The 24,000-nt window shown below is 69.1% G+C and carries 16 protein-coding genes; 9 read left to right on the forward strand and 7 right to left on the reverse strand.

Going from position 1 to position 24,000, the window contains the following annotated elements:
• Position 1 precedes the first annotated feature (1 nt).
• Positions 2-1,165 (forward strand): neutral zinc metallopeptidase, encoded by a 1,164-nt coding sequence (locus tag ACFVVM_RS22740; RefSeq protein ID WP_387621578.1) that lies wholly within the window; start codon positions 2-4, stop codon positions 1,163-1,165.
• Here the strand turns inward: ACFVVM_RS22740 and ACFVVM_RS22745 are convergent.
• Positions 1,162-1,998, reverse strand: coding sequence for a hypothetical protein (locus ACFVVM_RS22745; RefSeq protein ID WP_387621580.1), 837 nt, complete (start codon positions 1,996-1,998; stop codon positions 1,162-1,164). The two genes, ACFVVM_RS22740 and ACFVVM_RS22745, sit on opposite strands and share 4 nt — an antisense overlap.
• A gap of 522 nt (positions 1,999-2,520) precedes the next feature.
• On the opposite strand from ACFVVM_RS22745, the gene ACFVVM_RS22750 reads away from it, so the two are divergent.
• The 4 genes from ACFVVM_RS22750 (at position 2,521) to ACFVVM_RS22765 (ending at position 12,978) form a co-directional block, all read left to right on the forward strand.
• On the forward strand, positions 2,521-5,598 hold the full coding sequence (locus tag ACFVVM_RS22750; RefSeq protein WP_387621582.1) for a DNA polymerase III subunit gamma and tau: 3,078 nt from the start codon (positions 2,521-2,523) through the stop codon (positions 5,596-5,598).
• Between the two features lie 189 nt (positions 5,599-5,787).
• Positions 5,788-7,002, forward strand: a complete 1,215-nt coding sequence (locus ACFVVM_RS22755; protein WP_387621585.1) for an acetyl-CoA C-acetyltransferase — start codon at positions 5,788-5,790, stop codon at positions 7,000-7,002.
• Positions 7,003-7,039: 37 nt separating this feature from the next.
• Positions 7,040-9,196: a 3-hydroxyacyl-CoA dehydrogenase NAD-binding domain-containing protein gene (locus ACFVVM_RS22760; RefSeq protein WP_387621588.1), complete on the forward strand. Its 2,157-nt coding sequence runs from the start codon at positions 7,040-7,042 to the stop codon at positions 9,194-9,196.
• A 260-nt stretch (positions 9,197-9,456) separates the two neighbouring features.
• Positions 9,457-12,978 (forward strand): protein kinase, encoded by a 3,522-nt coding sequence (locus ACFVVM_RS22765; protein ID WP_387621591.1) that lies wholly within the window; start codon positions 9,457-9,459, stop codon positions 12,976-12,978.
• Positions 12,979-13,022: 44 nt separating this feature from the next.
• On the opposite strand, the gene ACFVVM_RS22770 is transcribed toward ACFVVM_RS22765, so the two are convergent.
• Both ACFVVM_RS22770 and ACFVVM_RS22775 read right to left on the reverse strand, forming a co-directional pair.
• Positions 13,023-14,348, reverse strand: coding sequence for a class I SAM-dependent methyltransferase (locus ACFVVM_RS22770; RefSeq protein ID WP_387621594.1), 1,326 nt, complete (start codon positions 14,346-14,348; stop codon positions 13,023-13,025).
• A complete protein-coding gene (locus ACFVVM_RS22775) occupies positions 14,345-15,787 on the reverse strand; it encodes an FAD-binding oxidoreductase (RefSeq protein WP_387622327.1) in 1,443 nt (480 codons plus the stop codon). Before ACFVVM_RS22775 ends, ACFVVM_RS22770 begins: the two co-directional genes overlap by 4 nt.
• A 173-nt stretch (positions 15,788-15,960) precedes the next feature.
• Here ACFVVM_RS22775 and ACFVVM_RS22780 point away from each other — a divergent pair, with 173 nt between their 5' ends.
• Positions 15,961-16,395: an SRPBCC family protein gene (locus tag ACFVVM_RS22780; protein ID WP_387621597.1), complete on the forward strand. Its 435-nt coding sequence runs from the start codon at positions 15,961-15,963 to the stop codon at positions 16,393-16,395.
• Positions 16,396-16,397: 2 nt separating this feature from the next.
• Here the strand turns inward: ACFVVM_RS22780 and ACFVVM_RS22785 are convergent, their stop codons facing one another.
• Genes ACFVVM_RS22785 through ACFVVM_RS22795 form a run of 3 tightly spaced genes read right to left on the reverse strand, consistent with a single transcriptional unit; the run spans position 16,398 to position 18,188 of the window.
• Positions 16,398-16,748 (reverse strand): VOC family protein, encoded by a 351-nt coding sequence (locus ACFVVM_RS22785; RefSeq protein WP_387621600.1) that lies wholly within the window; start codon positions 16,746-16,748, stop codon positions 16,398-16,400.
• Positions 16,745-17,575, reverse strand: coding sequence for a MerR family transcriptional regulator (locus tag ACFVVM_RS22790; protein ID WP_387621602.1), 831 nt, complete (start codon positions 17,573-17,575; stop codon positions 16,745-16,747). The genes ACFVVM_RS22785 and ACFVVM_RS22790 overlap by 4 nt, the downstream gene beginning before the upstream one ends.
• A 46-nt stretch (positions 17,576-17,621) precedes the next feature.
• Complete coding sequence (locus ACFVVM_RS22795; RefSeq protein WP_387621605.1) at positions 17,622-18,188, reverse strand: hypothetical protein; 567 nt, start codon at positions 18,186-18,188, stop codon at positions 17,622-17,624.
• Positions 18,189-18,440: 252 nt separating this feature from the next.
• Here ACFVVM_RS22795 and ACFVVM_RS22800 point away from each other — a divergent pair, with 252 nt between their 5' ends.
• Together ACFVVM_RS22800 and recR are read left to right on the forward strand one after the other, a co-directional pair.
• The gene (locus ACFVVM_RS22800) at positions 18,441-18,758 is read left to right on the forward strand and encodes a YbaB/EbfC family nucleoid-associated protein (RefSeq protein WP_387622330.1); all 318 of its coding nucleotides are present in this window, start codon (positions 18,441-18,443) and stop codon (positions 18,756-18,758) included.
• The gene (gene recR, locus ACFVVM_RS22805) at positions 18,758-19,366 is read left to right on the forward strand and encodes a recombination mediator RecR (protein ID WP_387621607.1); all 609 of its coding nucleotides are present in this window, start codon (positions 18,758-18,760) and stop codon (positions 19,364-19,366) included. Before ACFVVM_RS22800 ends, recR begins: the two co-directional genes overlap by 1 nt.
• On the opposite strand, the gene ACFVVM_RS22810 is transcribed toward recR, so the two are convergent.
• The gene (locus tag ACFVVM_RS22810; RefSeq protein ID WP_387621610.1) at positions 19,363-20,004 is read right to left on the reverse strand and encodes a hypothetical protein; all 642 of its coding nucleotides are present in this window, start codon (positions 20,002-20,004) and stop codon (positions 19,363-19,365) included. The genes recR and ACFVVM_RS22810 overlap by 4 nt on opposite strands.
• A 147-nt stretch (positions 20,005-20,151) precedes the next feature.
• Between ACFVVM_RS22810 and ACFVVM_RS22815 the strand changes: the two genes are divergently transcribed.
• Positions 20,152-23,898: a transglutaminase family protein gene (locus ACFVVM_RS22815; protein ID WP_387621612.1), complete on the forward strand. Its 3,747-nt coding sequence runs from the start codon at positions 20,152-20,154 to the stop codon at positions 23,896-23,898.
• Positions 23,899-24,000: the final 102 nt, after the last annotated feature.

The following is a 24,000-nucleotide window of genomic DNA, read 5'->3' on the forward strand; positions in this document are numbered from 1 at the left end:
TTTGTCCCAACCGCCCGGTTACGGCCCCTACGGACCTCCCGGGGTACCGCCGTACGGCCACCCGCAGCAGGGCCGACCGCCCTACGGATATCCCGCGCCGTACGGCAGGCCGATGCCGCCGCCCTATCCCCGGCCGTTGCCGCCGCCGTACGGCTATGCGCCGCAGGGGTATCGGCCGTATCCACCGCCGCGGCGTGGCGGGTCCGGCACGCTCGGCGCGGTGCTGTCGGTACTGGTGGTCTTCGGTGTGGTCGGGTCGCTGCTGGTCGCGGTGGGGATCTCCGATCGGTCTTCGCGTGATGTCGCCAGGACCACCCCGCCCAGCTTCACCTACACCCCGTATTCGACGGCGCCGCCCGCTCCGACGACGACTGCCGCGCCCAGCGTGACCACCGCGCGAACCACCGCCCGTACCACCGCACCGACCACGGTGAAACCCGTTGGCCCGCAACCGGTGCTCGCGCTCGGCCAGCATCCGCTGTTCCACGACAACACCGCGTTCCTGCCCAATATGGACTGCGACCTGCCGCGCTGGTCGACCGACGCCGCCACCGCGAAGGCGTTCTTCGCCGCGGCGCAGGTGTGCCTCGATCAGATGTGGCGCACCAACCTCGCCGCCGCGAACCTGCCGTTCAGCAGTCCGGGACTGGTCGTCGCCGAGACGCCGGGGGAACTGTCCTCACCGTGTGGTGGTGCCAGCAGCGACGCGTTCTACTGCAGCGCGTCGAGCACCATCTACATGTCGACGGCCGGGCTGGTCATCAACAACACCCCGTATCCGCCGATGGAGGCGCTGTCGATCTACGCCCACGAATACGGGCACCACGTGCAGGGCATCACCGGTCTGCTGCAGGCCTCGTCGAATCAGCGCCGTGGGCAGGGCACCATGTCCGACGGCGGGCTGGAGACCTCGCGGCGAATGGAGTTGCAGGCCAGCTGTTTCGGCGGCATGTACATCGGTTCCGCGGAAGCCGGCGGCTCGTGGACCTCGCAGGAGGGTTACGCCGCGGTCCGGCACAACTACGACCGCGGTGACCACAACGACGGCCGCATCCGCGATCACGGCACTCCCGAGCACAACGGCAACTGGTACAACCACGGCTATTCGAAGAATCGCAACTTCGAATGCAACACCTGGCTGGCCCCGGCCGACGAGGTCAGCTAGGCGGGCACCGAACCGGACTTGTCCTTCGCCACCGCGCGGGCGCCGCGCTTGCCGGGAACGGGCAGGTCATCGCTGTCGGCGAGCCACTCCGCGGTGGTGAGCCAGCGGCGCTGGGCATGCGCGTCGGCGACGTCGAAGAAGACCCGGCGGCCGCGGTCGTCGCGGGTGTCGCGGGCCAGGGCCGCCCAGCTCGGTGGCCTGCCGCGCTCGGCGGTGTGCTCGATGACGAAGCCCGCCACCAGTTTGCCGATCATGTTGACCGGCTTCTGTGAGACCCGGTTGCCGTACTTGGTGGTGTGCCAGCGCCGGGCCGGACACAGCGAACCCGGACTCGCGTTCGAGGCGATCCAGCCCGCGCGCTGCGCGCGTTCGATCAGCCACAGATGCTTGACCGCCGAGGGCGCGATCTCGCCGACCCGCTCGGCGATGAGTTCGGTGATCTCGGCGTCGGCGAGGATGTCGCGCCTGGTGGGGCCGATGCCGTGGTCGGTCCAGTGGGCCGCGGCGAGGCGAGCCAGGATGCGGCCGAACTCGTCGATGCTGCGCTGGGCGCGGCGGCCGAGGCGCTCGATCCGCTCGGCTTCGCGGCGCATCTCGTTCTGCGCGGTGAGGGTGCGGATCGCCGCCATCGTCGGCACCTGCCCGCGTTCGAGCAGTTGCAGGATGGCGGCCGCGGTCGCCGGGTCCGCCGCGGCGGCGACGGGTAGCGAATCGCGTTTGATGTCGTAATCCTGGGGGCTGATCGCCCGGCTCAGCAGTCCGACCGCGGCGTTGTCGCCGGCGAAATCGGTATGGGCCAGCCAGGCGGCTGCGATGTCATCACACGACAGCACGGTGAAACGTTCCTCCGGTCGGTGCGGTGGGGGAGCGATCGGTGCGCGAAGGTTGTGCCCCGGTCGGGATGAGGGACCGGCCGGGGTCACCAACCTGATGAAGGTTTGGCCACCGAAGTTGCCGAGATCCACGGTAGCCAGACGCTTGCGCCGCTGTCACGATGATTGACGCTTTCGTTACATCAGGAATGTGATCGTTAATCGGGGAGCAAGTCTGTATTTCCTCGATAACCAGGATTAACTTTCGACCTATGTCCGAAATAACTGCTCCAAGGGCAGTCGATAGCTCACCTGTTGCACCTGAAGAACCCGCTTTGCCCATACTCTCCAGACCGCCGCATTCAATGTGATTCACATCACACAACTGAACGGTCACAGGTTTTCGGCCGCCTCGCACCCGAAGGGCGAGACGGAACGCCGAAGGCGCAGTATCGCCCTTCGGGTGCGAGGCCTCCATGGCCGAAAACCCCGCGGCACCAGCCGCCAAAATTACTGTCGGATGTAGTCGGTAGCCTGTGGGCCGTGGCTCTGTACCGGAAGTATCGACCGGCGACGTTCGCTGAGGTAGTGGGTCAGGAGCACGTCACCGACCCGCTGAGTATCGCGCTGGACACCGGGCGGATCAGTCACGCGTATCTGTTCTCCGGGCCGCGTGGTTGCGGAAAGACTTCCTCCGCACGGATTCTCGCGCGCTCGCTGAACTGCGTGGACGGTCCGACCTCCACGCCGTGCGGCACCTGCGCGTCCTGTGTGGCGCTCGGGCCGGGCGGCTCGGGCAATCTCGACGTCATCGAGCTCGACGCGGCCAGCCACGGCGGCGTCGACGACACGCGTGAGCTGCGTGACCGGGCGTTCTACGCGCCCGCCGAGTCGCGCTATCGCGTGTTCATCGTCGACGAGGCGCACATGGTCACCACGGCCGGTTTCAACGCGCTGCTCAAGATCGTCGAGGAGCCACCGGCGCATCTGATCTTCATCTTCGCCACCACCGAGCCGGACAAGGTGCTGCCGACGATTCGGTCGCGCACCCACCACTACCCGTTCCGGCTGCTGCCACCTGCCACCATGCGCGGGCTGCTCGGCAAGATCTGCGAGCAGGAGAACGTGCCGGTGGAGGAGGCGGTGTATCCGCTGGTCATCCGGGCCGGTGGTGGTTCGCCGCGCGACAGCCTGAGCGTGCTCGACCAGCTGCTGGCCGGTGCCGGACCCGATGGCGTCACCTATCCGCGCGCGGTCGCGCTGCTCGGCGTCACCGATGTGGCGCTGATCGACAACGCCGTCGACGCGCTCGCCACCGACGACGGCGCCGCCCTGTTCGGCACGATCGACCAGGTGATGGAGGCGGGCCACGACCCCCGCCGATTCGCCGTCGACCTGCTCGAACGCCTGCGCGACCTGATCCTGATGCGCGCGGTCCCCGACGCCGCCGACCGCGGCCTGGTCGCCGGCCCCGGCGATGTCCTGGACCGGATGCGCGAGCAGGCCGCCCGCATCGGCCCCGCCACCCTCACCCGCTACGCCGAACTCCTGCACGAGGGCCTCGGCGAGATGCGCGGCGCCACCGCCCCCCGCCTCCTGCTCGAGGTCATCTGCGCCCGCATGCTCCTGCCCTCGATCTCCGACACCGAATCCGCCACCCTGCAGCGCCTCGAACGCCTGGAACGCGGATTCACCGGCGGCGCCGTCCCCCCCGCCCCCGCCCGCCCCGTCTCCGCCTCGAACGACACCCCCGCCGAACCCCCGGCCCCCCGATCCGCCCCGCCGACGAGCGGCGGCCGCCCCCGCGGCGCCGAACTCCTCGCCGCCGCCCTCGCGGAAAAGGAAGCTGCCACGGGCGGAAAGGAAGCACCCGCCCGCGGACCAGCGGCAAGCCCCGCCGCCCCGCCGGCGCCGCCGCGCGAGCCACAGTCGTCCACGGTCGCCCCGATCACCCAGTCGGCGCCGCCACCGCCCGGCGCTGCCCCGGCCCAGTCGACGTCGGCCCGGGCCACCCAGCCGCCAGCATCCGCTCCGGCCACCCAGTCGGCGCCGCCACCGCCCGGCGCTGCCCCGGCCCAGTCGACGTCGGCCCGGGCCACCCAGCCGGCAGCATCCGCTCCGGTCACCCAGCCGACAGCGTCGGCCTCGGCCGCCCAGCCGGCGCCGCCGGCACAGACCGGGCGATCTGCCGCCGCGCCCTCCCCTCAGGTCGCGCCACCCGATCCCGCTGCGCCCGCCGGCGAGCCGTCCGCGCATATCGTGCGACCAGATGACGCCGCGTCTGCCGCTGTCCCTCCGAACACTTCTTCTGGTGCTGAGTTGTCCGCGCACGGTGTGCCATCCGACGCTGTCGCGCCATCTGCGGCTGCGTCGCGGCAAGTCGCTGCCTCGTCGGCTGCGGCCACTCAGTCGGCGCCGCCGGTGGGCGAACCATCCGTGCGGGTCGTGCGACCCGAGACCGCCGGGCCTGCTGATGGTGGGCCGTTCGGTGCTGCTTCGTCGCCCGCGGTCGACCAGCCGGTGCCGTCCGGGCGGGATGCCGGGCCCGCTGTGCGGGTTGCCTCTCCTACCGCGGAATCGACTGCTCGAGCCGTGGTGCCCGAAGCCGCTGCAACGGTGCCGCCGTCGGCTCCGCGGAGCGGGGAGGGTGCGCCCGCGTCCTCGGAAAGCGCTGCTGCTCAGCCCTCTGCGGGCGGTGAGGTCGCTGCGTCGGCAGGTGGACCGGGTGCGTCCGCTGCGGAAACATCAGCGGCGCAGGGTGATTCCCGTCAGCAATTGGCATCGGACCGTCAGTCCGCTGTGCCGGTTGAGGCCACCGCAGCGCAGGTCGGCGCGCCGGCGGATGTGGCGCAGAATCCCGGTGCGTCGCCCGCGCAGTCGCAGGCCGACGCGTCGCAGGATCCGCGTGGGGCGGCTGCCCAGCCGTCGAGCGGAGGGGCGGTCGCGCCTGCTGAGGATCTGCTCGGTGTCGTCGATGCGGCGTGGCCGGAGATCAAGGGGAAGGTGCGGGAGTTCGGGGCTACTCTGCAGGCGCTGTTGTCGGGGGCGGCGGTGTCGCGGGTGGACGGGAACGTCATCGTTTTCGCGCATCAGAGTCCGCCGTTGGCGCAGCGGTTGTCGGATCCGCGCAATATCGACGCGGTGCGGTCGGCGGTGCGGGCGGTGCTCGGGCGCGAGCTGGATGTGCGCTGGGAGACGGGGGCACCGGCGCCCCGGCCCGCGGCGGCGGCCAAGAGCGCGGCACCGGCGCGCGGGCCGGAGGAGAGCAAGCCCGCCGCTCGGCCGCGGTTCTCCCGGCCGAGCCAGGCCAAGGGTGGCCAGGCGCGTCCATCAGGGCAGGGTGCCGGCGACGACGACATTCCGCCGCCGGACTTCCCCGACCTACCCGACGATCCCGGTCCCGAGGAGGGCTACGGAGCCGATTCGGGCCGGTCGGGCGGCGAATCGGGGCGCGGTGGCAAGCCGGGTGGCGGTGTTCCCGCGCCGCCCACGCCGGAGGAGGAGCAGGAGATGCTGGCCGCCGCCGCGGTGCCGGTGGCTCCCGGCGATCGGCAGGACCCGGACGAGGTCGCTCTGGCGTTGCTGCGCGACGAGCTCGGAGCGAAGAGTCTGGATGGTTGACAGCCACCCGTTCGACAACGTTAAGTTAACCGGAGTTCGCACACCACGGTAGTATGAACGGGTGGCCGGGAACACCGGATGGGCATGGTTCTATGCTCCGCTGGTGCTTGCCGGGATTTGTACGGCGTCGAGACGATCGGTCGTGGCGTTCGTGCGGCCACCGCACCCCAAGGAAGGAAACACTCCGATATGACCACAGAGGCCTACATCTACGAGGCCATCCGCACTCCGCGCGGCCGCGGCAAGAAGAACGGCTCGCTGCACTCGGTCAAGCCGATCGATCTGACTGTTGGTCTGATCCAGGAGCTGCGTGGCCGCTTCCCGAACCTCGACGAGGACCAGATCTCGGACCTGATCCTCGGCGTCGTGACCCCCGTCGGTGACCAGGGCATGGACATCGCCCGCACCGCGGTCACCATCGCGGGCCTGCCCGACACCGTCGGCGGCTTCCAGCTCAACCGCTTCTGTGCTTCCGGCCTCGAGGCCGTGAACCTGGCGGCGCAGAAGGTCCGCTCGGGCTTCGACGATCTGGTGATCGCCGGTGGCGTCGAGTCGATGTCGCGCGTGCCGATGGGCTCCGACGGCGGCCCGTGGGCGCTGGACCCGGCCACCAACTACGACGGCTACTTCGTGCCCCAGGGCATCTCGGCCGACCTGATCGCCACCATCGAGGGCTTCTCCCGCGACGATGTCGACGCCTACGCCGTGCGTTCGCAGGACCTGGCCGCCGCGGCGACCACCGGCGGCTACTTCGCCAAGTCGATCGTCCCGGTCAAGGACATCAACGGCCTGGTCGTGCTGGATCGTGACGAGCACATGCGCCCCGGCACCACCGCCGAGGACCTGTCCAAGCTGAACCCCTCCTTCGCCGGCATCGGCGAGCTGGGTGGCTTCGACGCGGTCGCGCTGCAGAAGTTCACCTACATCGAGAAGATCAACCACGTCCACCACGGCGGCAACAGCTCGGGCATCGTCGACGGCGCCGCCCTGGTGCTGATCGGCTCCGAGGAAGCGGGCAAGAACTCGGGTCTGACCCCGCGTGCCCGCGTCGTGGCGACCGCCACCTCCGGCGCCGACTCGACCATCATGCTCACCGGCCCCACCCCGGCCGCGCAGAAGGCGCTGGCCAAGGCCGGTCTGTCGATCGAGGACATCGACCTCGTCGAGATCAACGAGGCGTTCGCCTCCGTGGTGCTGAAGTTCCAGAAGGACCTGAACATCCCGGACGAGAAGCTGAACGTCAACGGTGGCGCGATCGCGATGGGCCACCCGCTGGGTGCCACCGGCGCGATGATCACCGGCACCATGGTCGACGAGCTCGAGCGTCGCAACGCCCGCTACGCGCTGATCACCCTGTGCATCGGTGGCGGCATGGGTGTTGCCACCATCATCGAGCGCGTCTGATCCCGGCCACACTTCTCATAGGAGAGAACGAAAAACTATGACTGACAACATCATCGGCTGGGAGAAGGACGCCGACGGCGTGGTCGTCCTCACCATCGACGACCCCAGCCAGGGTGCCAACACCATGAACGACGCGTACCTCGCGTCGATGAACGCGACCGTGGAGCGGCTCGAGGCGGAGAAGGACGACATCACCGGTGTCATCCTCACCTCGGGCAAGAAGACCTTCTTCGCCGGCGGCGATCTGAAGAACATGATGAAGGTCGGCCCGGACAACGCGGCCGAGGTCGTGCAGATGGTCACCGACGTCAAGGCTCCGCTGCGTCGCCTCGAGCAGCTCGGCAAGCCCGTCGTCGCCGCCATCAACGGCGCTGCCCTCGGTGGCGGCCTGGAGATCGCGCTGGCCACCCACTACCGCATCGCGGCCGACGTCAAGGGTTCGGCCATCGGCCTGCCCGAGGTCTCCCTGGGCCTGCTGCCCGGTGGTGGCGGCGTGACCCGCACCGTGCGCATGCTCGGCCTGCAGAACGCGCTGATGCAGGTGCTGCTGCAGGGCCAGCGTCACCGCGTCACCAAGGCCAAGGAAATCGGCCTGATCGACGAGGTCGTCGCCACCGTCGAGGAGCTCATCCCGGCCGCCAAGGCGTGGATCGCGGCCAACCCCGAAGCGGCCCAGCCGTGGGACAAGAAGGGCTACCGGATCCCCGGCGGCACCCCGTCCACCCCGGCCTTCGCGGCGAACCTGCCCGCGTTCCCGGCCAACCTGCGCAAGCAGATCAAGGGCACCAACATGCCCGCCCCGCGCGCCATCATGGCCGCGGCGGTCGAGGGTGCGCAGGTCGACATCGACAACGCGCTGGTCATCGAGGGTCGTTACTTCACGAGCCTGCTGACCGGTCCGGTCGCGAAGAACATGATCCAGGCGTTCTTCTTCGATCTGAACCACATCAACGGTGGCGGCTCGCGTCCGTCCGTCGCTGATGTGCCCAAGCGCGACATCAAGAAGATCGGTGTCATCGGCGCCGGCATGATGGGCGCAGGCATCGCGTATGTCTCCGCCAAGGCCGGTTACGAGGTCGTCCTCAAGGACGTCAAGCTCGAGGCCGCCGAGAAGGGCAAGGCGTACTCGGAGGCCATCGAGAAGAAGGCCCTCTCCCGTGGCAAGACCACCCAGGAGAAGTCCGACGCGCTGCTGGCTCGCATCACCCCGACCGCGGACGCCGCCGACTTCAAGGGCGTCGACTTCGTGATCGAGGCCGTGTTCGAGAACCCCGAGCTCAAGAACAAGGTCTTCCAGGAGATCGAGGACATCGTCGATCCCGATGCGCTGCTCGGCTCGAACACCTCGACCCTGCCGATCACCCTGCTCTCGGAGGGCGTCAAGCGCACCGAGGACTTCATCGGTATCCACTTCTTCTCCCCCGTGGACAAGATGCCGCTGGTGGAGATCATCAAGGGCGAGAACACCTCCGACGAGGCGCTGGCCCGGGTGTACGACTACACCCTCGCCATCAAGAAGACCCCGATCGTCGTCAACGACAGCCGTGGCTTCTTCACCTCGCGCGTGATCGGCACCTTCATCAACGAGGCCATCTCCATGGTCGCCGAGGGCATCGACCCCTCGACGGTCGAGCAGGCCGGTCTGCAGGCGGGCTACCCGGCCGCGCCGCTGAAGCTCAGCGACGAGCTGAACTTCACCACCATGCAGAAGATCTACAAGGAGACCCAGGCGGCGATCGTCGAGGCGGGTGGCGAGCTCAACGCCGCTTCCGCCAAGACGGCCGAGGTCATCGACACCCTGGTCAACGACAAGGGCCGTACCGGCAAGCTCGGCGGCGCCGGCTTCTACGACTACGTCGACGGCAAGGCCACCGGCCTGTGGGACGAGCTGCGTTCGCTGTTCAACTCCAGCCGTGAGCTCCCGGAGGGCGTCACCTTCCAGGACCTCAAGGACCGGATGATGTTCGCCGAGGCCATCGAGACCCAGAAGTGCTTCGACGAAGGCGTGCTCACCAGCACCGCCGACGCGAACATCGGCTCGATCTTCGGCATCGGCTTCCCGGCCTGGTCGGGCGGCTCGCACCAGTTCATCGTCGGCTACCCCGGTGGCCAGGAGGCCTTCGTGGCCCGCGCCGACGAACTGGCCAAGAAGTTCGGCCCGCGCTTCGAGGTCCCGGCCTCCCTGCGCAAGTAAGTCGCCGACAGCGCTTTTCGAAGCGCTGATCAGCACCGACAGCCCCGGTACGCTCTTGTGTACCGGGGCTGTTCGCGTTCCGCCGTCGAACTTCGTGCGGCTGCGGTGGTTTCGTTGCCGCCACAGCACCGAATCTCCACCCGATGGATGCCGAATCGCGCTAGCTTGGATATGTACGGACAAATCGGGTGCGTGCCCGATGGGTCTGTATGCCGACCGAGATACGCCGGTGACGCCGATTCGATTCGTGAGGTGGTCACGTGGATCCGCAGCAGACGGGCATTGCGAATACGCAGCGCCAGCAGGCTCCCGGCGAGGTCGATGAGACGGTGGTGGCCGAGCTCGAGGCGATGGGGCTGACCGGTGCCAAGGAGATCGGGCGCGGCGGGTTCGGGGTGGTGTACCGGTGCTTGCAGCCCGCGCTGGATCGCGTGGTGGCGGTGAAGGTGCTGTCCTCGGAGATCGATGTGGAGAGCCGGGAACGGTTCCTGCGCGAGGAACAGGCGATGGGCAGGCTGTCGGGGCATCCGAACATCGTCGACATCCTGCAGGTCGACGTGACCGCGACCGGCCTGCCGCTGATCGTGATGCCGTACTGCTCGCGCGGTTCCCTGGAACGCCTCATCCACGATCGCGGCCCGCTGACCTGGGCGGACACGTTGCGCGCCGGAGTGAAGCTGGCGGCGGCGATCGAATCGGCGCACCGGGCGGGCATCCTGCACCGCGACGTGAAACCGGCGAACGTGCTGATCAGCGGGTACGGCGAACCGCAGCTCACCGATTTCGGTATCGCCCGCATCCCGGGTGGTTTCCAGACCTCGAGCAGCCTGATCACCGGCTCACCCGCGTTCACCGCGCCGGAGGTGCTCACCGGTCATGAACCGACCGTTCAGTCTGATATCTACGGCCTCGGCGCGACCCTGTTCGCCCTGCTGACCGGCCATGCCGCCTTCGAGCGGCAGGCGGGGGAGAAGGTGGTCGCGCAGTTCCTGCGGATCACCACCCAGCCCGTGCCCGACCTGCGCGACCAGGACATCCCCGACGATGTGGCCGCCGTGATCGAGCGGGCCATGTCGCCCGAGCCTGCCGACCGCCCCGCCTCGGCCTACGAATTCGGCGAGCTGCTGCGCGAGGTCCAGCGCACGCACGGCCAGATGCCCGACGAGATGGCCCTGCTCGACACCGAGGAACAGACCGACGAGTCCGCTCCGGAGGCGTTGAAGGCCGTCACCGCCCGCCGCAGCTGGCCGCTGACCCTGCAGCCCGCGGGCGCCTCGGTCCCCATGCGCACCGCCACCACCGGCCCGACCGGCACCCTGCCACCGACCGCGGCCACCAAGTTCCGGCCGCCGACCCCGGCCCGCGAACCCTTCCCGCGCCAGCGCCTGCTCGATGTCCTGCGCGAGGGCGGCAATCGCAGGCTCGCCCTGATCCACGCGCCCGCCGGGTTCGGCAAGAGCACCGTCGCCGCGCAGTGGCGGGCCGACCTGGTCGCCCGCGACATCCCGGTGGCCTGGCTCGGCGTCGACCAGGACGACGACAGCGAGATCTGGTTCCTCGCCCACCTCATCGAGGCCATCCGCCGCGTGCGCCCCGATGTGGGCGCGGGCCTCGAACAGGTGCTCGAGGAACGGCCCGCCGACGCGGTCGCCTATGTCATCGCCACCTTGATCGACGAGGTCCACGCGAGCGGCAAGCCCGTGGTGGTCTTCGTCGACGACTGGCACCGCGTCCGCGACCCCGGCGTGCACCGCGCCATGGCGACGCTGCTCGACAACGGCTGCCACCACGTCCGTTTCGTGGTGACCAGCCGCGATCAGTCGGGCCTGCCGATCAGCAGGCTGCGGGTGCGCGACGAACTGGTCGAGCTCGGCGCGGCGGCGCTGCGGCTGACCGAGGCCGAGACCCGTCAGATCCTGGTGGAGCGCAACGGTTTCGCGCTCACCGACGAGCAGATCGAGCAGGTCCATCTGGCGACCGAGGGCTGGCCCGCCGCCATTCAGCTGGTGAGCCTGACCCTGCGCGGCAAGGCCGATCCGGTGCAGCTGCTGAGTTCGCTGGCCGAGGGCGGCCATGGCCTGCGCGAGTATTTGGCCGAGAACGTGCTCGACGCGCTGGATCCCGCGCAGCTCGAGTTCCTGATGGCGATCTCGGTGGTCGAACGCGTGAACGGTTCGCTGGCCGGGCTGCTCGCCGAGGTCGAGGACGGCGCGGCGCAGCTGGAACAGGCCGAGCAGCGCGAGCTGTTCGTGCACCGGATCGAGCACGATCCCGAGTGGTACCGGATGCAACCCCTGTTCGCCGAGCACCTGCGCGCCCGGCTCGAGCGCGCCCACCCCGGACGTTCGAAGGTCCTGCACCGCAAGGCAGCTCGCTGGTACGCCGAGCATCAGCTGCTGCGCAAGTCGGTCGACCACGCGCTCGCGGCGACCGATCTCAAGCTCGCCGCCGATCTGCTCGAGAGCGGCGGCATGGACCTGATCGACGGTTCCCGGCTGGCCACCCTGCTCGGCAGCGTCTCGAAACTGCCGGTGCAGCAGGTGACCTCACGGTCCAAGCTGCTGATGGCGGTCGCCAGGGCGAATATGAACCTGCAGCAGACCGGCACCGCGCGCACCGCCCTCGGCAGGCTGTCGAATCTGCTCGCCCGCGGCTCCGGTGGTGGCCCGGAGGACAACGAACAGCGCTGTGCGGCGACAGTTCTCGATGCCGCCGATCGAGTGGCGCACGACGATACCGCTGGCGTGACCGACAAGCTGGCCGCGTGCCTGGCGGCGCCTGACGACCTGCCCGCGTGGATCGTCTCGACCGCGGCCAACCTGACGTCGTTCGTGCGGCTGTGCGAGTTCGACTTCGCCGGGGTGATCGCGATGCAGGACTGGGCCACCGAGTTCCACGACCGGTCCAAGGACCCGCTCGGCCCGGTGTTCGGCCTGTGCGCGCGCGGTGACGCCGCCTACGAGCAGCTCGACATCGCCACCGCCACCGCCTGTTTCGAGGAGGCGTACGAGGTCGCCCGGACCAGGGCGGGCCCACGCTCGGACGCGGCGCGGGTCGCGGCGGCACTGCTGGGCGAAGTGGCCTATCGCCGGGGCGATCTGACCCTGGCCGACCGGCTGCTCGACGAGAGCCACGAGCTGCTCACCCGCGTCGGCCCGGTCGACTTCCTCGTCGCGACCTTCGTGACCGGGGCCAGGGTGAAGGCCGCGCTGGGCGACCAGTACACGGCGGCAGCGCGTTTGGACGAGGGCGCCAGGGTGGCCGAGGCGAACGGCCTGGCCCGGTTGGACGCCCACGTGCGCGCCGAACGGTCCCGGCTCGGCCTGCCCGTCGGCGACACCGATCGCTTCGCCGCCGATGTCACCGGCAACGGCGGACGCCGCAAGTCGGGCGCGGCCGCCCTCATCGCCGAAGCCCGCGAGTACGCCGACATCAGGGCGCTGATGACCGAGCAGCGGCTGCGCGCCGACGACCGCGCGGCCCGGCACGCGCGCGTGCTCTACTCCCGCGTGCTCGAACAGGACCGTCCCCGTGCGGAATTGGACGCCACCCTGCTGCTCGCGGAGTGTCTGGCCGCCGCGGGCTGGGTCGGCGAGGCGACCGGGCTGGTGCTGCCGGTCCTGCGCACCTGCGCCGAACTCGGCTGGACCCGGCCGCTGCTCGACGCCGGACCCGGTGTCGTCGGCCTGCTGCACGTGCTGCGCACCCAGGCCCACGACGGCCACCAGCACCCGATCCTCGACGACCTACCGGGCCACTTCCTCGACGAACTGCTCGTCTGACCAGGCTCGGGCGCACCGCGGCGCACCCGAGCCGAGGGTCACGACTACGGCTGCCACCACGGGCGCAGCGGCACGTCCCAGCGACCGTCGCGTCCCAGCTTCACACCGAGCACATGGTGCAGCTGCACCACATCGCGCTGGAAGCCGAGGCGACAACCGGCCATGTACAGCCCCCACACCTTCGCGGTGCCCTCGCCGACCTCGGCGACGCACGCGTCCCAGTTCTCGACCAGGTTCTTGCACCATTCGTGCAGGGTCAGCGCGTAGTGCTCGCGCAGGTTCTCCTCGTGCAGCACCTCGAGCCCGACGTTCTGCGCCTCGGAGACGATGCGGCCCGAGCCGATCAGCTCGCCGTCGGGGAACACGTAGCGGTCGATGAAATCGCCCGCCTTGGTGGTGCGCGTGTTGTCCGGCCGGGTGATGCAGTGATTGAGGAACAGGCCGCCGTCACGCAGCTTGTCCTTGATGTAGCCGAAGTAGAACGGGTAGTTGTGCACGCCGATGTGCTCGGTGAGCCCGATCGAGGACACCGCGTCGAATTCGCCCTCGGGAATGTCGCGGTAATCGCTGTACCTGACCTCGGCCAGTTCGCTCAGTCCTTCTTCGGCGATCTTCTGCTGCGCCCAGGCCGCCTGCTCGGCCGACAGCGTCGCACCGATCACGTTCACCCCGCGCTTGGCCGCGTAGCGGACCATGCCGCCCCAGCCGCAGCCGATGTCGAGCAGCCGGTCGCCTTCTTTCAGACGCAGCTTCTCGAAGATCAGCCGGTACTTGTTCTCCTGTGCCTGCTCGAGCGTCCAGTCCGGATCGGCGTAGACCGCGCAGGTGTAGGTCATCGACGGGCCGAGCACGTATTCGTAGAAGGCGTTGGAGACGTCGTAGTGGTGGTGGATCGCCTCGGCGTCGCGAGTCTTGGAGTGGCGCAGGCCCTCCAGGGCGATCCGGCGCCAGCGCGGCAGCGTCTCCTGCGGCGGCGGGGCGATCGGCTTGAGCCGCTCCCAGCCCAGCGAGCGCGCGATGGTGACCAGTGACAGGGCCGAAGGACGATGGAACTTCATGTCCTGCATGGCCTTCAAGATGTCGTACGGGTCGCCCGGGTGCACGCCCTCGGCGACCATGTCACCGGCGATGTAGGCGCGCGCCATGCCGAGGTCACCGGGCGCGGTGGCCAGGTAGTTGATGCCGCGCGGCGTCTTGATGTCGAGGGTGTAGGGCGCATCGGCCGGTCCGGTCGCGCTGCCGTCGTAGGCGGTCAGGCGGATCGGGATCTCGCCGTCGACGAGGGTTTCGAACACCTCGGCGATGCTGAGGCGGGCTCCCAGCTCGGGGAGCCCCACGGATTTGTCTGCACGGTCCTTGAATGTCGTCACTTGCGTTGCACCGCCTTCGAATACAGATTCAGCAGTCGTTGGTCCGGGTCGTAACGGTTCTTCAGTTCGGTATAGGTGTCGCCGCCGTAGAGCTGGGCGAATTCGGCTTCGCCGTAGTAGGAATCCGAGTACAGCGACTTGTGTCCGTCGAATTCGGACACGATCTTCTCGATCGCGCGGTTGGCCGCCCCTTCCGGTTTCCCCTGGCCGGACGGGACCGCCGACCAGAATCCGACATTGACATAGGTGCGCTGCGGTTCCAGCGGATACAGCGGCCACGGACGGTCCTCGTCCGTCGCCGGGGCACCGTCGACCGCGCGCAACCGCAATGGGCACAACCAGATCGGCTCGATCGGTATTTCCCGCAGGAACCATTCGACGAAGTCGGCGGTGTGCTGCACGGGCACCTCGATGTCCTGCACCACCCGTTCCTGCGGCGGATTGCCCTTGCGGGCCTCCAGCCGGTCACCGATGTGGTACTTGCGGTCGAGGGCGACGAGCTTCCAGTAGAAACTGCTGCGCCGGTAGGCCTTCGGCCAGAACCGGCGGATCTTCGGGTTCTGGGTGCCGAAGGCGCGTGAGCACCAGAACCAGTCGGTGTCCCAGCGCCACAGGTAGTCGTGGATGGTCAGCCTGTCCCGTTTCACCCCGTCGGCGTGCTGGAGCGAGCGGTAGTAGATGTCCATGCCGGTGTAGTCGCTGACCGGGCCGGGTTCGTCGGTCTGCCTGCCCAGGGTCAGGTAGGACTCGTCCGCGGTGAACACGACACCGTCGAGGTAGTCGACGCGTTCGCCGTCGTGACTGCGCTCGGTGACGATCCTGGCCAGTTCCGATTCCAGTTCGCGCAGGTCGTGGAAGCGCAGATGACGCAGCGCGACATAGGGCTGGACGGGTTCGAGCTCGATCTTCAGGCGAACGGAGTAGCCGAGGGTGCCGTAGGAGTTGGGGAAGCCGTGGAACAGGTCGGCGTGCGCGCCGTCCGGCGTCGCGGTGATGATCTCGCCGGAACCGGTCAGGATGTCCATCTCCAGCACGGATTCGTGCGGCAGGCCGTTGCGGAACGAGCTCGACTCGATGCCGAGACCGGTGACCGCGCCGCCGAGGGTGATGGTCTTGAGCTGGGGCACGACCAGCGGTGCCAGGCCGTAGGGGAGGGTGGCAGCCACCAGATCCTCATAGGTGGTCATGCCCGCGACATCCGCGGTTCTCGCGACCGGGTCCACCGCGATCACCTGCCCGAGGCCCGACACGTCGAGCCCGGGCGCGGTGGTGGCCGCCCTGGCCCGGAACAAGTTCGACGTCTTCTTCGCCAGGCGGACGACGGCACCGGGCGGAATGGCGCGATAGCTTTCCAGCAATCGCGCCACACCCGCTCGATGCGCGGCATAGCCGGACTCGCGCGCGGCCGGATCGTGACCGGCCCTACCCAAAAGACTCACTGCCACGGTTCGACGCTAGTACGACCCTGGTCGCCGGGCCACCCGATACTTCCGCGTCGCCACGAAATGTCACGCATATGTTTCCGTTACCGCCTCCCTGGTCGGGCGATCGGTTGGGGGACAGGGCAGGATGTAACCCGGTCGAGATATCGCACCCCGACAAGGAGTCAACAGTGGGACAGGTCAACGCCAGCAGTTCGATCGTCGTCGCCGCGGATCCGCAGCGCACGCTCGAAGCGATCGGCGACTACGAGACGATTCGGCCGCGCATTCTCTCCTCGCACTACCGCGATTACAAGGTCGTCGAAGGCGGCAAGGGCGCGGGCACCGTGGTGGAGTGGACCCTGCAGGCCACCGAGAAGCGTTCCCGCAACGTCCGCGCGAGCGTGACGGTGTCGGATTCCATCCTCACCGAGCGCGACGCCAACTCCTCCATGGTCAACACCTGGACCGTCACCCCGGAGGGCGCCGGTTCGCGGGTCACCGTCCGCACCACCTGGCAGGGCGCCGGCGGCGTCTCCGGCATCTTCGAGGGCATCTTCGCCCCGCTCGGCCTGAAGAAGATCCAGGCCGAGGTGCTGGGCAACCTGGCGCGCGAACTGGCCTGAGCTCAGTCCTTGCCGATGTCGAAGAGATTTCCTTCGGGGTCGGCAAGGGTGGCCCAGACCTTGCCGTATTCGTCGAAGTCGGCGATGTGCTTGGCGCCGAGTCCGACCGCTCGCTCGATGGACTCGAGCCATTCGTCGGTGTTGAAGTCCAGGTGGATCGCGTTCTTGCCGGGTGTCCGGTCCGGGACCTGGATGAACATCAGCACCGGTGACGCGCCCGCGGTCGAGCCGACGGTGGCGAAGAACTCGTTGGCGTTCGGGTCGACGGCGCGGCCGAGCAGTTGGGCGTAGAACTCCGCCAGCGCGGCGGCGTTGTGGCAGTCGAACGTGACATTGCCGAGGTCGAGGGTCATTCGTCGTCTCCTTCGGTGATGGGCCAGCACACTTCGGTGCGGTAGTCGGCCGGGTCGTCGGTGCGGTCGGGTCCGACGAGATAGCGCTCGCGGACCGGTTCGTCGGGCAGGGCGGTGTCGTGCTCGGCGACGTGGCTGCCGAGGGCGCCGTAGGTGCGGTCGAAGTCCTCGAACGCGCCGGTGTGCACGGTGACGGCGTAGCGGTGCGCCGGGAAGTCGGCGACGGTCAGGCCGGAGATCGGGACGAAGTCGACGCCGGGCGGCAGCGGCACATACGCGGTGACCGCCCCGCTGTCCTCGGTGAAGAACTCGGTCGAATAGGTCGCGCCCGCAACGCCTCCCGGGGTGATGCCCGCCTCCATCAGCGTCACGTAGAGCTGCTCGAACGCGGTGGCGCACCAGTCGGAGATGCCGGTCCGCTCCACCTTCTCGGTGACCGTGAGCGCGGTGAACGCCGGTTCCACGCGATAGTCGATCCTGGGTGGTGCGGCGGGCACGGTGAGCAGCGCGCGCAGCGACGCGACCACCTCACGGGTGCGCTGCAGCTCGGCTTCCATCCTGGTCAGGTGCTCGCGCAGCGCGGCATCGCGGCCGGCGGGATCGGTGGTGGCCAGCACCGTGCGGATCTGCGGCAGCGGCATGGCCAGATCGCGGAGCCTGCGGATCAGATGCGCCTGCTCCACCTGGTCGACCGAATAGCGGCGATAGCCGGTGCCCGCGTCCACCGCGACCGGCTCCAGTAACTCGATCGCGTGGTAGTGCCGCAGGGTCTTGACGCTCAGGAGGGTGAGGCGGGCGAACTCGCCGATCGCCACGGTGGCTGTCATGCAGACCAGACAACACCCTCCAACGAGGGGAGAGTCAACACCCCGATCAGGCGGGGGTCAGGACGAAGGCCGCGAGCAGGGGCCAGTCGCCTTCGCGCCACCAGGAGTAGCCGAACCAGACGCCCGGGCTGACCTCGCGGATCTCGTCGTAGACCTGCGGAGTGGGCGACGGGGCGTAGTTCAGTGCCCAGGTGGTTTCGGCGTCGAGGATCGACGGGGCGCGATAGACATCGGCGGGGAAGGCCTCGATCCCGGCGCCGGTGACCCGGTTGGTCAGCCAGCCGCCGTCGGGGCCGGTGTGGAACACCTTGCCGATCCACAGGGCGGGGGCGATGCCGGTGAGGTTCGTGGGGCGGGTGACCCAGCCGTTCACCACGCCGGTCGGCACGGCGCCCGCCTGCGAGTCGCGGTAGATCTGATCCTGCTGGGTGACGCTGCAGCGAAAGCGCAGCGAATCCACGGTCGCCGCCGGATTGCCGGGATCGAGGACGCAGCCCCCGCCGTAATCGGCTCCGGTCTGGGCGGTGGCGGTGACCGGGGCGAGAACGAGCAGACCGACGGCGGATACGCACAGGGTCGCGGTGGTGACCAGGCGCGCGCGGATGGCATTCATCGTGTTCTCCCTATGGTTGCTGAACCCGGGCCCGACCACGTTCGATCGTAGGCGGGCGGGGAATCCGTGGAACCGATGCGACAGTCCAGCAATCAACCTGTTATCTGCTCGACAGGTGACAACGGCCCGGTCGGTATGCGGGTGCGCGGGGCCGGATGTGGGACCATCCCCGCGACGCGTCAGTACTAGGCTGAAACGCGACGGACTTCTCAGAGAGGACTTGTTGTGCAACCCGGTGATGGTCAGTTCGACATGCAGGCACTGCTTGCCCAGGCCCAGCAGATGCAGCAGGCGGTGATGCAGGCACAGGCCGAGCTGGCCGAGTCCGAGGTGCAGGGACAGGCCGGTGGCGGTCTGGTCCAGGCCACCATCAAGGTGAGCGGCGAGATCACCGCGCTGACCATCGACCCGAAGGTCGTCGACCCCGAGGACATCGACGGTCTGCAGGACCTGGTGATCGGCGCGATCAACGACGCGATGGCCAACGCCCAGCAGCTCGCGGCCGAGCGTCTCGGCCCGCTCTCGGCCGGTCTCGGTGGCGGTTCGCTGCCCGGTCTGCCCGACTTCTGATGTATGAGGGTCCGGTTCAGGATCTGATCGACGAGCTGGGCAAACTGCCCGGCGTCGGTCCGAAGAGCGCGCAGCGCATCGCCTTCCATCTGCTCGGGGTGGAGCCGCCGGAGATCGACCGGCTGCAGGCCGCCCTGCAGAAGGTGCGCGACGGCGTGCAGTTCTGTGTCTCGTGCGGCACCGTCGCCGACGGCGAACTGTGCCGGATCTGTGCCGACCCGCGCCGCGACCGCACGATGATCTGTGTGGTCGAGGAACCCAAGGACGTGCAGGCGATCGAGCGCACCCGCGAGTTCCGTGGTCGCTACCACGTGCTCGGCGGTGCGCTCGATCCGCTCAGCGGCGTCGGTCCCGATCAGCTGCGGATCAGGGAACTGCTCACCCGCATCGGCAATCAGGTCGACGGCGTCGACGTGAGCGAGGTGATCATCGCGACCGACCCCAACACCGAGGGCGAGGCGACGGCCACCTATCTGGTGCGCATGCTGCGCGATTTCCCCGGCCTGTCGGTCACCCGGCTGGCCTCGGGCCTGCCGATGGGTGGCGATCTGGAATTCGCCGACGAGCTGACCCTCGGGCGTGCCCTGTCGGGTCGGCGGGCGCTCTAGAACTCGACGCGGGTCCAGCCGGCCGCGCTGCTCACGTCGGATTCGCCGATGGTCCAGTCCCAGATGATGCCCGCCACCTGCGCCGGGTCGTCGATGGTGGTGCCGAAGTGGCGCTCCGGCGACCCGTCGCGGTATTCGAGGGTGTAGGGGCCGTCGGGGTCGCGGTAGGTCTGGATGTAGCGCTGGTCGCCGCGTTCGACGATCAGGTACGGGTTGGGATCGGCCAGCCCGGCCACCCAGCGGTACGCGAGTTCCTCGGTGAGGTACGGGAATTCGCCCGCGCCGCCGTGGGTGACAGTGACCGGCACATGGCCGGCCGGGTCGATCAGCCAGGACAGCTGCGGGTCGTAGACGGCGTAGCCGCGCGGGGTGGCGAGGTCGAAGAGCAGGTTGCGGACGAAGCCGATGGCGTCGTAGGGCGAGGGGACGTAGAGCGTTTCCCCGGTCGGTCCGCCGACAGGATTGACGCTGAGGAACGCATCGTCCTCCGGCAGCTCGCTGTCGCGGGCGTTGAGTTCGATGGCGATCTCGGCGATCGCCTCGGACTCGGGCCGACCTTCCTGGGCAGCCAGGTACGCGTCCACCTCGTCGAGGGAGCTGGCGACGCCGGACGGCAGAAGAATGTGGTCGTAGCTCACGGGCCCCACCCTACGGGGCGGTCGGTTCCTGGCAGGCCGCCAGGCTTTGGTGCGGCTGTGTTGCCTGCGGGTTTCGGGTTGGTGCCCGTCGGGAAACTCCGGTTTCGTCGGCCCGCGTGGCGCGGGTGGTCTGTGGTGAACTGGGTCATGGGTATCAAGGTGTCACTCGAGCACCGGACCGCGTACTCCTTCGATCGGCTCGTCGAGGTGCATCCGCACGAGGTCCGGCTGCGGCCCGCGCCACACTCGCGGACACCGATCGAGGCGTACTCGCTCCAGGTGTCACCGGCCGAGCACTATGTGAACTGGCAGCAGGACGCGTTCGGCAATTTCGTTGCGCGCCTGGTGTTCCCGGAGCCGACGCGGGAGCTGTCGATCACCGTGGGGTTGATCGCCGATCTCGAGGTGGTCAACCCGTTCGACTTCTTCGTCGAGGACTACGCCGAGTACTTCCCGTTCGGCTACCCCGACGCGCTGGCCGACGACCTCGAGCCCTATCTGCGTCCGATCGACGAGGGCGAGCCGGGTTCGGGGCCGGGGGATCTGCTGCTGGACTGGGTGCGGGTGCACCGCGCGCAGGGGCGCATCCGTTCCATCGACTACCTGGTGGAACTCAACTACGCCCTGCGCAACACCGTCGACTACACGGTGCGGATGGAGCCGGGCGTGCAGTCGCCCGACCACACGCTGCGCGCCGCGCTCGGCTCGTGCCGTGATTCGGCGTGGCTGCTCGTCGGCATCCTGCGGGAGCTGGGGCTGGCCGCGCGCTTCGTCTCCGGCTATCTGGTGCAGCTGACCTCGGACACCCCCGCCCTGGACGGGCCGTCCGGGCCGAGTGCCGACTTCACCGATCTGCACGCCTGGACCGAGGTGTACCTGCCCGGCGCCGGGTGGATCGGCATGGACCCCACCTCCGGCCTGTTCGCCGGTGAGGGCCACATCCCGCTCGCCGCGACCCCGCACCCCGGCGCGGCCGCGCCGATCACCGGCGCGACCGGAATCACCGAGGCCACCCTGGATTTCAGCAATGTGGTGCGCCGGGTGCACGAGGACCCGCGAGTCACGCTGCCCTACACCGAATCCCAGTGGGACCGCATCACCGCCTCCGGCGCCGCCATCGACGCGCGCATGGCCGCCGCCGATGTCGGCCTCACCATGGGCGGCGAACCCACCTTCGTCTCCATCGACGACCAGATGAGCGCCCAGTGGACCACCGATGCCGACGGCCCCCACAAACGTGAACGCGCCGTCGACCTGGCCGACCGCTTGCGCTCGATCTACGCCCCCACCGGCCTCGTGCAGTACCGGCAGGGCAAGTGGTATCCAGGAGAGCCGTTGCCGCGCTGGGAGATCGCAATCGCCTGGCGGGCGGATGGGGAGCCGGTGTGGAAACGCCAGGATCTGCTGGCCGACCCGTGGACCCCGGTCACCCGGTTGCCACAGGGGCCGACGGATGCACCGTCGGCCGACTCCATGACTGCGCCGAATCCCGATGCCGCACAGGTGAACGGAAGTGCAGCGGAGTCGTCCGGCCCGGTCGACGGTCTCGAGCCGACCGCGACCGAGTCGGTCGATGACGTCCCGGCCACGCGCGGGCCCGCTGTCCAGGATGGCGCGGCAAGCCCGTTGCCGCGGTCCCGGGCCACCTCCTCGGCCGACCTGGACACGGCGACGGCCGGTCGACCCGTCGACGGCAAGCAGGTCGCAGCATCCCAACCGCTCAACGCCGCTCCTGCTCAGCCCGTCCGCGCGACCGAGTCGCAGCCGCTCAACGCCTCGACCGGCCTGCTGACGCACCAGCATTCGCCCGCCGACGTCGATGCGGCGAAGTCCCTGATCTCCCACATCGCGGGCACCCTCGGCCTCCCCGCCGGGCAGGTCCGCCCGGCCTTCGAAGACCCTCTGGCCCGGCTGGCCGCCACCGTCACCGCACCCTACGGAGAACCGCCGGAGGCCGATCTCGATCCGGTCGAGGATTCTCCCGAGGCGCGCCGCACCCTGCTCGGCCGCCTCGACGAGTCCGTCAACGAGCCGACCGCCTTCGTCCTGCCCATTCATCGCAGGGCCGACGGCGCGGGCTGGGCGAGTGCCGACTGGCAGTTGCGGCGGGGCCGCGATGACGAGGGTGGTCCGGGGCGGATCGTGCTCGCCGATGGTGATTCCCCTGCGGGGCTTCGTCTTCCGCTGAACTCGGTGTCCTGGCACACCGCGCCGGTGCTGCCGGAGGCCGATCCGCTCTTCCAGGGCCCCCTGCGCCTGCCGCGCGAAGAACCACCGGCCGTGCTCGAATCGGCGGACTTCACCCCGACCACCGCGCTGGTCGCCGAGGTCAGGGCGGGGCGCCTGCACGTGTTCCTGCCGCCGGTCACCGAACTCGACGACTTCCTCGACCTGATCGCCAAGGTGGAGGAGGCCGCGGCGGCGATCGGGCAGCCGGTGGTGCTGGAGGGTTACGCACCGCCGAGTGACGCACGCCTGCACACCTTCTCGGTGACTCCCGATCCCGGCGTGATCGAGGTGAACATCATGCCGACCAGCTCCTTCGCCGAGCAGGCCGACGTGCTGAGCACCCTGTACGAGCAGGCCAGGCTGGCCCGGCTGAGTACGGAATCGTTCGACGTCGACGGCACCCACGGCGGTACCGGCGGCGGCAATCACATCACCCTCGGCGGGATCAGTCCCGCGCGGTCACCGCTGCTGCGCCGCCCCGATCTGCTGGTCTCGATGCTCACCTACTGGCAGCGTCATCCGGCGCTGTCGTACCTGTTCGCCGGTCGCTTCATCGGCCCGACCTCGCAGGCGCCCCGGGCCGACGAGGGACGCGAGGGCGCGCTCTACGAACTCGAGATCGCCTTCGCCGAGATCGCCCGCCTCACCGCCGAACAGGCTGTCGGCGCGGCAACGCCCGCCGAAATCCAGTCCGCACCTTGGCACATCGACCGCGCCCTGCGGCACCTGCTCACCGACCTGACCGGCAACACCCACCGCGCCGAGTTCTGCATCGACAAGCTCTACAGCCCCGACTCCGCGCGCGGCCGCCTCGGCCTGCTCGAACTGCGCGGCTTCGAGATGCCACCCCATTTCCAGATGGCGATGGTGCAGTCCCTGCTGGTCCGCGGCCTGGTCGCCATGTTCTGGGACCAGCCCTACCGCGCCCCTCTGCTGCGCCACGGCGACAACCTGCACGGCCGCTACCTGCTCCCGCACTTCCTGATGAGCGATATCGCCGAGGTCGCCGCCGACCTGCGCGCCAACGGCATCGACTTCGACACCAGTTGGCTGGACCCGTTCACCGAATTCCGCTTCCCGAGAATCGGCACCGCCATGATCGGCGACGTAGAACTGGAACTGCGCGGCGCCATCGAACCCTGGCTGACCCTCGGCGAACAGACCACCGGCCAGGGCACCGCCCGCTACGTCGACTCCTCGGTCGAGCGCCTCCAGATCCGCGTCGTCGGCGCCGACCGCGGCCGCTACGTCGTGACCTGCAACGGCATGCCGATCCCCCTGCTCGCCACCGACAAGACCGACGTCCAGGTGGCCGGAGTCCGCTACCGCGCCTGGCAACCCCCGAACTCCCTGCACCCCTCGATCACCGTCGACGCCCCCCTGGTCTTCGACCTGGTCGACGCCGCGACGGGCTTGTCCCACGGCGGCTGCACCTACCACGTGGTCCACCCCGGCGGCCGAGCCTTCGACGACGCCCCGGTCAACGCGGTAGCAGCCCAATCCCGCCGGAATCGCCGTTTCGAAGCCGCCGGACATACGGTGAACCCGATGGACCCCGCCGAACTCCGTGCGAAAATCGCCGCACAGTCGACCGACCTGGCAGCACCAGGCATCCTGGACCTACGCCGCGCGAGAACAGTATGGAACTGGAAAACAAACCGCTGACAACCACTTAGAGGAACCCGATCCACCCCAACCCAGCCCCGCACATCCCGACCCCGAGGAGGGATCGCCGACGAAGTCGGCGGTTCGCGCCCGTCCCGACGA

The organism is Nocardia sp. NPDC058176 (assembly GCF_042883805.1).
GTDB lineage: Bacteria > Actinomycetota > Actinomycetes > Mycobacteriales > Mycobacteriaceae > Nocardia.

Bases quoted from the DNA above. Each gene is read 5' to 3' on its own strand.
- ACFVVM_RS22800 (WP_387622330.1), top strand. From the start codon at position 18,441: ATGCAGGCACTGCTTGCCCAGGCCCAGCAGATGCAGCAGGCGGTGATG.
- ACFVVM_RS22755 (WP_387621585.1), top strand. From the start codon at position 5,788: ATGACCACAGAGGCCTACATCTACGAGGCCATCCGCACTCCGCGCGGC.
- ACFVVM_RS22795 (WP_387621605.1), bottom strand. From the start codon at position 18,188: ATGAATGCCATCCGCGCGCGCCTGGTCACCACCGCGACCCTGTGCGTA.
- ACFVVM_RS22760 (WP_387621588.1), top strand. From the start codon at position 7,040: ATGACTGACAACATCATCGGCTGGGAGAAGGACGCCGACGGCGTGGTC.
- ACFVVM_RS22815 (WP_387621612.1), top strand. From the start codon at position 20,152: ATGGGTATCAAGGTGTCACTCGAGCACCGGACCGCGTACTCCTTCGAT.
- ACFVVM_RS22785 (WP_387621600.1), bottom strand. From the start codon at position 16,748: ATGACCCTCGACCTCGGCAATGTCACGTTCGACTGCCACAACGCCGCC.
- recR (WP_387621607.1), top strand. From the start codon at position 18,758: ATGTATGAGGGTCCGGTTCAGGATCTGATCGACGAGCTGGGCAAACTG.
- ACFVVM_RS22790 (WP_387621602.1), bottom strand. From the start codon at position 17,575: ATGACAGCCACCGTGGCGATCGGCGAGTTCGCCCGCCTCACCCTCCTG.